Source organism: Streptomyces sp. NPDC051740 (genome assembly GCF_044453165.1).
GTDB lineage: Bacteria > Actinomycetota > Actinomycetes > Streptomycetales > Streptomycetaceae > Streptomyces > Streptomyces atrovirens.
The window spans coordinates 22,430-34,570 of sequence record NZ_JBITCL010000040.1 but is presented as its reverse complement, the minus strand read 5'-3'; the positions used below and the strand labels follow the sequence as shown (position 1 = coordinate 34,570).

Annotated in this window: 5 protein-coding genes and 1 pseudogene; 4 read left to right on the top strand and 2 right to left on the bottom strand. The window is 72.2% G+C overall.

Going from position 1 to position 12,141, the window contains the following annotated elements; translation table 11 throughout:
- The 4 genes and pseudogenes from ACIA6T_RS34820 to ACIA6T_RS34805 all read left to right on the top strand — a co-directional run.
- Positions 1-112: pseudogene (locus tag ACIA6T_RS34820) on the top strand (ABC transporter permease); the annotation flags it as partial.
- Complete coding sequence (locus ACIA6T_RS34815; RefSeq protein WP_399450511.1) at positions 105-944, top strand: ABC transporter ATP-binding protein; 840 nt, start codon at positions 105-107, stop codon at positions 942-944. The pseudogene ACIA6T_RS34820 and the gene ACIA6T_RS34815, both read left to right, overlap by 8 nt.
- 91 nt (positions 945-1,035) lie before the next feature.
- The gene (locus ACIA6T_RS34810) at positions 1,036-3,228 is read left to right on the top strand and encodes a CDP-glycerol glycerophosphotransferase family protein (RefSeq protein WP_399450510.1); all 2,193 of its coding nucleotides are present in this window, start codon (positions 1,036-1,038) and stop codon (positions 3,226-3,228) included.
- Complete coding sequence (locus ACIA6T_RS34805) at positions 3,225-4,889, top strand: glycosyltransferase family 2 protein (protein ID WP_399450509.1); 1,665 nt, start codon at positions 3,225-3,227, stop codon at positions 4,887-4,889. Before ACIA6T_RS34810 ends, ACIA6T_RS34805 begins: the two co-directional genes overlap by 4 nt.
- A 130-nt stretch (positions 4,890-5,019) precedes the next feature.
- On the opposite strand, the gene ACIA6T_RS34800 is transcribed toward ACIA6T_RS34805, so the two are convergent.
- The gene (locus tag ACIA6T_RS34800; protein ID WP_399450508.1) at positions 5,020-6,546 is read right to left on the bottom strand and encodes a hypothetical protein; all 1,527 of its coding nucleotides are present in this window, start codon (positions 6,544-6,546) and stop codon (positions 5,020-5,022) included.
- Between the two features lie 125 nt (positions 6,547-6,671).
- Positions 6,672-11,618 (bottom strand): NAD-glutamate dehydrogenase, encoded by a 4,947-nt coding sequence (locus ACIA6T_RS34795; RefSeq protein ID WP_399450506.1) that lies wholly within the window; start codon positions 11,616-11,618, stop codon positions 6,672-6,674.
- Between the last annotated feature and the right edge of the window lie 523 nt (positions 11,619-12,141).

Sequence of the window (12,141 nt, the reverse complement as noted above, 5' to 3'; positions counted from 1 at the left end):
CTCGTACCTGCCCCCGCACGTGTGGGCGTTCGCGGTGGGCTGGGCGCTGCTGGCCGGCGTGATCGGCTTCGTGTACTTCTGGAAGGCAGAGGAGAAATACGGCCGTGGCTGACAGCAGCGACACCAAGATCCCCACGGTCGTCGCCGACCGCGTCGACATCGTCTACCGGGTCAACGGCACCGGCGCCGGACGCGGCTCCGCCACCGCCGCCCTCAACCGCATGCTGCGCCGCAAGCAGACCGAGAAGGCGTCCGGCGTGCGCAAGGTGCACGCCGTGCGCGGGGTCTCCTTCGTGGCGTACCGGGGCGAGGCGATCGGGCTCATCGGCACCAACGGCTCGGGCAAGTCGACCCTGCTCAAGGCCGTCGCCGGACTGCTCCCGGTGGAGAACGGCCGTATCTACACCGACGGCCAGCCCTCCCTGCTCGGCGTCAACGCGGCCCTGATGCGCGACCTGACCGGCGAGCGCAACGTCCACCTCGGCGGGCTCGCCATGGGCATGTCCCGCGAGGAGATCCGCACACGCTACGACGAGATCGTCGACTTCTCCGGGATCAACGAGAAGGGCGACTTCATCACCCTGCCGATGCGCACCTACTCCTCCGGCATGGCGGCCCGGCTGCGCTTCTCCATCGCCGCCGCCAAGGACCACGACGTCCTCCTCGTCGACGAGGCGCTGGCCACCGGCGACCGCTCCTTCCAGAAGCGCTCCGAGGCCCGCATCCGGGAGCTGCGCGAGCGGGCGGGGACGGTGTTCCTGGTCAGCCACAACAACAAGTCGATCCGCGACACCTGCGACCGCGTGCTCTGGCTGGAGCGGGGCGAGCTGCTGATGGACGGGCCGACGGAGGACGTGCTCAAGGAGTACGAGGCGTTCACCGGAGGTTCGGCCAAGGCCCGCAAGCCACAGCCTCAGCCGAAGGCGGTGCCGGTGCCCTCCTGAGGCCCACGCCCGCGCGCCCTCTTCATCGTATTGATGCCAATATGACCGAAGAGGACCGTCCGGAGCGACAAGCAGCCGAAGGAGCCCCGCGATGCCCGAGCTGAGCGTCATCGTCCACGGGCCGAACACGCAGGACCACCTGACCGGCCTGCTCGACTCCCTCACCGCCCACCCCCTCCCGGACACCGAGGTCGTCGTCGCCGCCGTCGGCGACTGGGCCCGCGAGACCGCCCAGCGGCACGCCCCGCACGTCCAGGTGCTGCCCCTGCCCGACGGCACGTCCGACGCGACGGCCAGGGCGGCGGGGGCGGCGCGGGCCGCCGGCCGCTGGCTGCACTTCGTCCGCGCCAAGGACGGCCTGCCGCCCGGCAGCACCCGTACCGTCGCCGAACGGGTCGCCGGGCTCCCCGCCGCCGTGGACGTCCTGCTCCTGGACCACCTGCGCAGCACCTGGCGCGGTTCCGGGCCCTCCTCGGCGGACGGCCCCCTGCTCGCCCGCGCGGGCCGCGCCGACCTCGCCCTCGACGACAGCGCCTACCTGCTGCGCCTGACCCCGCTGCTCGGCACCCGCGTCCTGCGCGCCGGCTTCTGGCGGGCGCACGGGGAACAGCTCACCACCGACGACGAACCGCGGGCGGCCCTCGCCGCCCTGCTGCTCGCCGACCGCGTCGCCGCCCTGCCGCACATCGCCCACGAGGACCGCCGGCCGCGTCCCGCCGCCCTCCCGCCGCTCACCCCCGCACAGCACTACGCCCTCGTCGACCGCTACGAGAGCCTCCTCGACCTCGCCCGCGAACGCCCCGCCGTCTACACCGTGCTCTACGAGATCATGGTCCGTGACTGCCTGCGCGCCTTCACCCGCGGCGACATGCCCGAGGACGTGGCCCGGGAGTTCTTCCACCGGGCCTCGGTCGCCGCCCTGCGCCGCCGCCCCGAGGGCCACCGGCGCCCCGCCGGCCTCGAAGGCGTCCGCCGCTCCCTGCTCGAAGAGGGCGCCTACGGCAAGTACCGCGCCTTCCAGGCCGCCAACCGCGTCCGCCGCACCGTGCGGTCCACGGTGCGCACCGGCCGGCGCCGGCTCGGCACACAGGTCCGCGACCTCCGGTACCGCCGGGCCCTGCACCGCCCCGTCGACCCCCACCTGGCGGTGTTCGCCGCCTACTGGAACCGCGGGGTCGCCTGCAACCCGGCCGCGATCGCCGCGAAGCTCGCCGAACTCGCCCCGCACATCCACCCGGTGTGGGTGGTGACCGGCGAGAACGCCGCCCTGCTCCCGCCCGGCACCGACCACGTGGTCCCCGGCACCCGCCGCTACTGGGAGGTGCTCGCCACCGCCAAGTACCTCGTCAACAACGTCAACTTCCCGAACGCCGTGGTCAAACGCCCCGACGCGGTCCACCTCCAGACCCACCACGGCACCCCGCTCAAGCGCATGGGCGTGGACCAGCTGCCGTTCCCGGCCGCCGCCCGGGGCCTGGACTTCGACGCACTGCTGGAACGCGTCGACAAGTGGGACTTCAGCGTCTCCGCCAACAGCCACACCACCCGCATGTGGGAGAGGGCGTACCCGTCGCGGTTCGTCTCGCTCGACCACGGCTATCCGCGCAACGACGTCTACTACACGGCCGGCGCCGACGACATCCGCGCGGTCCGCGCGCGCCTCGGCATCGCGCCCGGCCGCCGGGCCGTCCTGTACGCGCCCACGCACCGCGACTACGAGGCTGGCTGGACCCCGCGCCTGGACCTCGCCGCCCTCGCCGAACGGCTCGGCGAGGACACCGTGCTGCTGGTGCGCGGCCACTACTTCTACGACGGTGCCGCCTCCCCCCTGACCGGCCTGCGCCGCTCCGGCCGCATCGTGGACGTCTCGTCCTACGACCCGGTGGAGGAGCTGTGCCTGGCCGCCGACGTCCTGGTCACGGACTACTCGTCGATCATGTTCGACTACGCCAACCTCGACCGCCCGATCGTCGTCCACGCCGACGACTGGGAGACGTACCGCACCACCCGCGGCGTCTACTTCGACCTGATGGCCGAGGCGCCCGGCCCGGTGGCCCGCACCCAGGACGAGCTGACCGGGATCCTCACCACCGACGCCTGGCGCGACGACGGCGCGGCGAAGGCGCGGGCCGTCTTCCGCCGCCGGTTCTGCGAGTACGACGACGGCCGCGCCGCCGAACGCGTCGTCCGCCGGGTCTTCCTCGGCCAGGACGAGGCGTCGCTGCCGCCGGTGCTGCCGATCGGGGAACGCACCCCGGCACCCACCCCCGAGGAGGCGTCATGAGCACCGCTCAGCTCCCCGACGTCACCGTCACGGTGATCGTGCACAACGACGCCGGACGGCTCCCCCGCGCGGTGGAGTCCGTGCGCCGCCAGACCCACCGGAACATCGAGATCGTCATCAGCGACGACCACTCCACGGACGACACCCCCCGGGTGGCGCGGGCGCTGGCGGCCCGCGACGGCCGTATCCGGTGCCTGCGGCTGCCGGAGAACAGCGGCGGGTGCAGCGCGCCGCGCAACCGCGCCCTGGAGATCGCGCGGGCGCCGTACCTGGTGTTCCTCGACAGCGACGACGAGCTCCCGCCGGAGTCGGTCGCCTCGCTGCTCGCCGCGCACCGCGAGCGCGACCTCGACTTCGCGATGGGCGCGGTGCGGCGGATCCGGGTGGACACCGGCCGCCGCTCCACCTGGATGCCGCACCTCGTGCGCGAACGCCGCACCCTGGACGGCATCGAGGCCGACCCGCGGCTGTTCTTCGAGCACCTGTCGACCGGCAAGATGTACGCCCGCGCCTTCCTCGACCGGCACGACCTGCGCTTCCCCGAGGGCATCCACTACGAGGACCAGCTCTTCTCGGCCCAGGCGTACTGCCTGGCGAAGCGGTTCACGATCGTCCCGGAGCCGGTGTACCTCTGGTACGTCGCCCCGTACGCGGGCTCCGACGGCGCGTCCATCTCCAACCAGCGGCATCTGCTCACCAACGTCCGCGACCGGATCCACGTGCAGCGGCTGATCGACGCCTTCCTGACGGAGAGCGGGCACGAGGGGCTGCGCGAGGACAAGGACCACAAGTTCCTGAAGCACGACTTCCGGATGTACGCGGGCGACCTGCCCTACCGGGACGAGGAGTGGCTGGCGTCCTTCGCGGACCTGGTGAACCCGTACCTGGAGACGCTGTCGCCGGGCGCGTACGCCCGGCTGCCCCGTGCCGAGCGGGTGGTGCTCCAGCTCGTCCGCGACCGGCGGCTGACCGAGGTCCGGTGGGCCGCCCGGGGGCTGGGGCACGATGTCGCCCCGAGGGAGCTGACCACGGGCCCGGACGGCCGTACGTACTGGGGCGGGCGGGTCCCCGAGTCGGCGGGCGCCCGCCGTGAACTGGACCTGACCGAGCTGGAGCCGGACACCCGCCCGTTCTCCGTCGCCCGGTTCCGCCACGAGGTCACGGAGCTCGCTCGGGGCCCGGGCGCCTCCGTCGACCTGACCGTACGCACGTACGACCCGGCCCTGCGTCTCCCCGTCGGCCCCCAGCGCGCGAGCCTGCTCCTCTCCCCCGGCCGTCGCCGCCTGACCGTCCCCTTCCGTCTCTCCCCGGTCCGCCCCGGTGTCTTCGAGGGCCACGTCCGTCTCGACCCGGCGACCGCACGCCTCCCGCTGAGCGGCTTCACCGGGGTGCGTCACCCCCTGGTCCGTCTGACCTGCCGGGGCCACGACAACCGAGGGCTGCTCCTGGCCCCCCTGACCTTCCCGCCCCTGACCGCCCACGTCCCCCACCACCACCTCACCGTCGAACCCGAGGGCCACGACCCGGGCCGCCTCCAACTCCGCTGGCGACCGACCGGCCTCACGGCGAGCCTGCTGCACCCCGCGGCCCGCCGTATGGCCGTCCCCCGGGTACGCCGAGCGGCCCGCCTGGTGGCGAGCGTCTTCAGCCCGCCCGGCTGAACTCAGCCCCTCCGGCTGAACTCAGCCCCTCCGGCGTTTGAGGAGCGGGGGTCCGGGGGCAGCGCCCCCGGGTCGGGACGGGAAGGGGCTGCGGGGGCGAAACAAAACCGGACCGCCCCCCCGTCACGGCTCAGGGCACCGCATAGAGCGCCTCCCCCTCCGGCCCCCGCGCCACCACTCGCAGCCCGTCGTCCTCCAGACCACCCGTCCGGTCCACCACCCACCGCACCCCGTACTCCCGCTCCGTCTCCCGCCGCACGGCCGGAGGCGTCCGCTCCCCGAAGTACGCCTCCGTGACCGCCACCCGTCGCTCCTCGTCCGGGAGGAAGAAGTCGGGATACCCCGGAGCGACCGTGTAGGGCCCGTACGCCGGAATCTGACGGGCCGCCCGCCCCTCCGCCATCACCACGTCCCCGTACCGCACCCACGGCGTGATCCAGTGGTACCCCGTCCACGGCACCCGGCACCGGTCCTCCACCACCGCCGGCAGCGCACCGCGCGGCACCACGTACCCCAGTGCCCCCGCCTGCGCCCACCCGCCGATCAGCAGCGCCCCCGCCAGCAGAACCGCCCACCCGGCCCGCGGCCACCGCCGCCCCGCCCCCACCACCTCCAGCGCCACCGCGAGCTGCGCCGGAATCACCACGGCCGGCAGCGCACGCCCCCACGAGTAGTGGCCGCTCAGCCACCCCGCCGCGACGACGAGCGCCCCCAGCACGAAGAAGACCACCAGCGGATCCCGGCGGTCCCGCCGTGCGCGCGGGACCAGCGCGGCCACCCCGAGCAGGACCAGCCCGAACCGCGCGACCGGATGCCCGTACAACCCCCGGTGCACCGCGTCCAGGCCACCCCCCGCCGCGCCGAACAGCGCGAAGAAGTCGTAGTACGGCCACACCCACAACACCACCGCCCCCACCACCACCCCGGCGCCGATCCGCGACCCCACCGCGCGCCCGGCCCGCCCCGCCGCGAGCACCGTGGCGACGGCCCCCATCGTGGCCACGACCCCCGAGAACTGGTGGCAGAGCAGGATCACCCCCCACAGCGCTCCCAGCCCGAGCCACACCGCCCACCCGGCCCCCCGGCGCAGCGCCCACGTCAGCCACGCCCAGAAGTGAAAGGCGAGCCCGAGCGCGAAGGTGCTCGGATACGACACCGTCAGCGCGAGCGAGTGCAGCCCCGGGAAGCCGCTCCACAGGAACGGCGTCGTGCCCCACAGCAGCAGCAGGCTCAGCAGGGCGAGCGCGGGCGCGGCCCGGTGCGCGCTCAGCGTCCGCACGTACCGCCATACGCCCGTCACCAGCAGCGCCAGTCCGGCAACGGCGGCCAGCCGCAGCACCACGAAGACCGGAAGACCCGGTATTCGGGCGACGACGCCGAGCAGCAGCATCCACGGCGAGTAGTACGGGCTCGGCGTGTCCGCGTCGACCAGCGGATTGCCGGGGTCGAGCGGACTGTGCCGCAGCCGCTGCACGGTCGCCGCGTGCATGCCCAGGTCGCCGACCCACGGGAGCCGCACGATCACCAGGACCACCAGGACGAGAACGAGTCCGGCGACGGCCAGGACCGCGGTCCGGCCGGCGACCGCCGTCCGGACCGCGGCACGGCGCGCACCGGCCCTCCCCGGCGGAGCAGACGACGAGAATCGGACAGTCACACATAAACCATTGCCTGGAACGGCGCCCCCGCACCGGATCCCCGCCAACACCCACCCAAGGCACCACAACGACACGAGGGCGCCCCGGACCCGACACGGCCCGGGGCGCCCTCACGCACGTGTGCCTACGAGTGCGACCGCAGCAGCGTCCGCATCGTCCGCATCGCCACCGACAGGTTGGCGAGATCGAACGTGTCGGAGCCGTGGATCTCCTCCAGCGTGGTACGGGCCCGGCCCAGCAGCGCCGCGTTCTTCTGCTCCCACTGCGTGAAGCGCTGCTGCGGCGTCGAGGAGCCGTTGCCCTCCGCCAGCACGTCCGCGGCCACCGCCGCGTGCGCCGCGTACAGGTCCTCGCGGATCGCCGCGCGGGCCATGGACTGCCAGCGGTCGGCGCGCGGCAGCTCGATGATGCGGTCCATCAGCTGGGTGATGCGCAGCCGGTCACCGAGGTCGTAGTACACCTCGGCGACGTCCAGCGGCTCCTTGCCCGTCCGGTCGGCCACCGACACGATGTCCAGCGTCGGGAAGGCCGAGGAGAACCCGGCGACCCGGGTGGCCAGCTCGTCCGGGACACCGGCGCCGCTCAGCTCGTCGTAGATCCGCTGGTACCAGTCCAGGTCCACGCCGCGCAGCAGCTTCGGCAGCTGCGCCCAGACCTGCTCGACCCGCTCGGCGAAGAACGACACCGTCTCCTCGAGCTCCAGCGGCTGCGGCCGGTTGTTGAGCAGCCAGCGCGTACCGCGCTCCACCAGCCGGCGCGAGTGCAGCCGGATGCGGGTCTGGACGTCCGCGTCGACCGAGTTGTCGAGCGCCTCGACCCCGTCCCACACCACCGAGGAGCGGAAGATCGCGCGGGCCGCGGTCTGCGCCCGGACGATCTCCTCCAGCGACGCGCCGGTCTCCTCGCGCAGGCGGTGCAGATACGTCGTACCGCCCGTGTTGACCGTGTCGTTGACCAGCACCGTCGTGGTGATCTCACGGCGCAGCGGGTGGGTGTCGATCCGGTCGAGGAACTGCTCGCGCAGCTCCGTCGGGAAGTAGGCGTGCAGCAGCACCTTCAGATACGGGTCGTCGGGCAGCGAGGTGGCCAGCAGCTCCTCGGCGACCGTGATCTTCGTGTACGCCAGCAGCACGGCCGTCTCCGGTCCGGTCAGGCCCTGCCCGGAGGAGAGCCGCTCGCGGATCTGACGGTCGGTGGGCAGGAACTCCAGGGCCCGGTCCAGCAGGCCCTCGCGCACCAGGTGCCTCAGGAACCGCTGCTGGGCGTGGACCATGTCCTTCGACTGCGCCAGCGCGTTGGCGATGGCGGTGTTCTGCGCGTAGTTGTTGCGCAGCACCAGCCGGCCGACCTCGTCGGTCATCCCGGCCAGCAGCTTGTTGCGCTGCTTCACGGTCATGTCGCCGTCCTTGACGAGACCGTTGAGCAGGATCTTGATGTTCACCTCGTGGTCGGAGGTGTCCACGCCGGCGCTGTTGTCGATCGCGTCGGTGTTGATCCGGCCGCCGTGCAGCGCGAACTCGATCCGGCCGAGCTGGGTGCAGCCCAGGTTGCCGCCCTCGCCGACGACCTCGACGCGCAGGTCCTTGCCGTCGACGCGGATGGCGTCGTTGCCCTTGTCGCCGACGTCGGCGTTGGACTCGGTGGAGGCCTTGACGTACGTGCCGATGCCGCCGTTCCACAGCAGGTCCACCGGTGCCTTGAGGATCGCCTTCATCAGGTCGGCCGGGGTCATCTTGGTGACGCCCGGCTCGATGCCGAGGGCCTCGCGGATCTGCGAGTTGACCGGGACGGACTTGGCGCTGCGCGGGAAGATCCCGCCGCCGGCCGACAGCAGCCCGGTGTCGTAGTCCTCCCAGGAGCTGCGCGGCAGCTCGAACAGACGGCGTCGCTCGGCGTAGGAGACGGCCGCGTCGGGGTTCGGGTCGATGATGATGTGCCGGTGGTCGAAGGCGGCGACCAGGCGGATGTGCTCGCTGAGCAGCATGCCGTTGCCGAACACGTCACCGGACATGTCGCCGATGCCGACGACCGTGAAGTCCTGGGTCTGGGTGTCCACGCCCAGCTCCCGGAAGTGCCGCTTCACGGACTCCCAGGCGCCGCGCGCGGTGATGCCCATGCCCTTGTGGTCGTAGCCCGCGCTGCCGCCGGAGGCGAAGGCGTCACCGAGCCAGAAGTTGTACGACTCGGCGACCTCGTTGGCGATGTCCGAGAACTTCGCGGTGCCCTTGTCGGCGGCGACGACGAGGTAGGTGTCGTCCTCGTCGTGCCGGACGACGTCCGCCGGGTGCACGACCTCGCCGGCCACCATGTTGTCGGTGATGTCGAGCAGCGCCGAGATGAACGTCCGGTAGCTGGCGATGCCCTCGGCCATCCAGGCGTCGCGGTCCACGGCCGGGTCGGGGAGCTGCTTGGCGACGAAGCCGCCCTTGGCGCCGACCGGCACGATGACGGTGTTCTTCACCATCTGCGCCTTGACCAGGCCGAGGATCTCCGTACGGAAGTCCTCCCGGCGGTCCGACCAGCGCAGACCGCCGCGCGCGACCTTGCCGAAGCGCAGGTGCACGCCCTCGACGCGCGGCGAGTACACCCAGATCTCGAACGCCGGGCGTGGCGCCGGGAGGTCCGGGATGGCCTGCGGGTCGAACTTCATGGAGACGTAGTCGTGCGGTACGCCGTCACGCGCCTCCTGGAAGAAGTTGGTGCGCAGCGTCGCCTTGATGACCGTGAGGAAGGAGCGCAGGATGCGGTCCTCGTCGAGCGAGGCGACCTGGTCGAGGGCGGCGTCGACCTCTTCGAGCAGCGCGTCCACCAGCTCGTACCCGGCGCGCTGCCGGTCCGGCGACATCCGCGCCTCGAAGAGGGAGACGAGCAGCCGGGTGGTGTGGACGTTGTGGCGGAGGGTGTCCTCCATGTAGTCCTGGCTGAAGGTGGAGCCCGCCTGGCGCAGGTACTTGGCGTACGCCCGCAGCACCACGGCCTGCCGCCAGGTCAGTCCGGCGCTGAGCACGAGGGCGTTGAAGCCGTCGTTCTCCGCCTTGCCGGTCCAGGTCGCCGCGAAGGCGTCCTGGAACCGCTCACGGGCGTCGTCACCGAGGTGGTCGGCGCCGGCCCTCCTCGGCATCCGCAGACCGAAGTCGTAGATCCAGGCCACGCTGCGGTCCGCGCACCGCAGCTCGTACGGCCGCTCGTCGACGACCTCGACGCCGAGCCGCTGGAGCACCGGCAGCACCGCGGACAGGGAGACGGCCTCCCCCCTGCGGTAGATCTTGAAGCGGCGCTCCTCGGCGCCCGCGCCCACCGGCTCGTACAGGCTGAGCGCGAAGTCGCGCTCCTCGCCGAGCTCCTCCAGGCGCACCAGGTCGGCGACGGCGCCGCGCGGGGAGTGGTCGGCCTTGTAGCCCTCGGCGAAGGCGCCGGAGTAGCGGCGCAGCAGCTCGGCGGCGCGCTCCTCGCCGAACTCGGCGTTCATCGCCTCGGCGAAGCCGTCGGCCCAGGAGCGGGCGGCCTCGACGAGCCGGGCCTCGATGCGCTCCTTGTCGGCGTCGGACAGCTCGGGCAGTTCGGTGCCCTGCGGGACGCGGACCACGAAGTGCAGCCGGGAGAGGACCGACTCGGTGTTCCAGGCGGTGAAGTCGACGCTGATGCCGCCGAGCTCCTCCTTGAGGATGTCGATGATCCGCAGCCGGACGCCGGTGGTGTAGCGGTCGCGGGGCAGGTAGACGAGAGCGGAGTAGTAGCGCCCGTACTCGTCCTGCCGCAGGTAGAGCCGCAGCCGGCGGCGTTCCTGGAGGTAGAGCACCGACGTCACGATGGACTGGAGCTCGTCGGCCGGGGTCTGGAACAGCTCGTCGCGCGGGTAGGTCTCCAGGATCTGGAGCAGGTCGCGCCCGTCGTGGCTGTGCGGCGAGAAGCCGGCGCGCTCCAGGACCTCCTCGACCTTGCGGCGGATCACCGGCACCCGGCGCACGGACTCGGTGTAGGCCGCGGACGAGAACAGTCCGAGGAAGCGGCGCTCACCGACGACGTTGCCGTCCGCGTCGAACTTCTTGACGCCGATGTAGTCCAGGTACGACGGCCGGTGCACGGTGGCCCGGCTGTTGGCCTTGGTCAGCACCAGCAGCTTGTGCTCGCGGGCCTTGGCGCGGGCGTCGGCGGGCAACCGCTCGAAGGACGGGCTGACCGGGTGGCCCTCGTCGGCGGCGTGGTGCGGGTCGGAGCGCAGTATGCCGAGGCCGGTGCCGGGGACGGCGGCCAGCGAGTCGTCCTCGCGCAGCTGGTACTCGCGGTAGCCGAGGAAGGTGAAGTGGTCGTCGGCGAGCCAGCGCAGCAGCTCGCGGGCCTCCTCCACCTGCGGCGCGGACAGGTCGGCGGGGACGGGCTCGTCGGGCAGCGCCTCGGCCAGCGCGGTCGCGGCCTGGCGCATCTTGCCCCAGTCCTCGACGGCCTCGCGGACGTCGGACAGCACGCGCAGCAGATCGGCGGTGATCTGCTTGAGGTCGCCGCGGTCGGTCTCGCGGTCGATCTCCACGTGGATCCAGGACTCGACGTGCGCGTCGTGCGGAAGGTCGCGCGTGTCCTGCGGGAGGTCGCCGCCGGGCGGAGTGGCGAGCACCTCGATCAGCTTGCCGGTGACGTCCCGGCGGACCACGAACTGCGGGTGGATGACGACGTGGATGCCGCGGCCCTGGCGGGTCAGCTCGTTGGTGACGGAGTCGACCAGGAAGGGCATGTCGTCGGTGACCACCTCGACGACGGAGTGGCTGCACGTCCAGCCGTTCTCCTCGACGGTCGGGGTGTGGACGCGGACGTTGGCCGTGCCCTGGGGGCGGCTCTCGGCGAGCCGGTAGTGCGAGTAGGCGGCTCCGAAGAGGTCGACCGGGTCGCGGTCGCTCAGGTCCTCCGGGGCGGTGTGCAGGTAGTAGCGCTGGAGGAACTCGAGCACGGTGTCCTGGTCGGGCATGCCCTTGTCCGTCGTCCCGGTCGGCAGTTTCCCCCCGGCCGGGCTGTTCTCAGCTACCCGGGCCGCCCTCTCGAGCAGCTCGGCCTTGGCTTCGTCCAGCTTGGTCTGCATGGTCCTCTGGCTCCTGTCGCGCGCCGTTGCGTGACGTAGAAGGAAGTACGGTCTCCGACCTCGTGGTGCGGTGGTACGACACGGGGTGTCCGGTCTGTGCCGACGCTATGCCGTGAGGTGAGAGGAGCGGGGACTTCTCGGCCGAATTCGACGCGCCCGGCTGGTGTGACGTCGCTCTCTGCGACGCCTTTCCCCGGGAGGTGCGCCGCGTCCCGGGTGCCCTCTTGGCCCCGTGCCGCCCGCGAAGACCAGCGACCGTCGCCCGGTCACGGATGTCGTCCGTGTTCTCCGGGCGCACAGCAGGGACGCCGAGGTCCCCGCGAGCTATCGCGCTGATCACGCCACCAAGGCTATCTCTCCTTACAGGCCCCCCGTCATGAGCCGTATGTGTACAAAACCAGGCCGCGAACTTTGACGTTCTGCACAGTGCACCGACAGAGCTGCGGGCAGTCGTGCCTCCCCCAGTGCCTCAAGGGCCTGGGAGGTACCCCCAGGGCGGCACGGGTGGGCGGTGGGGGTACCT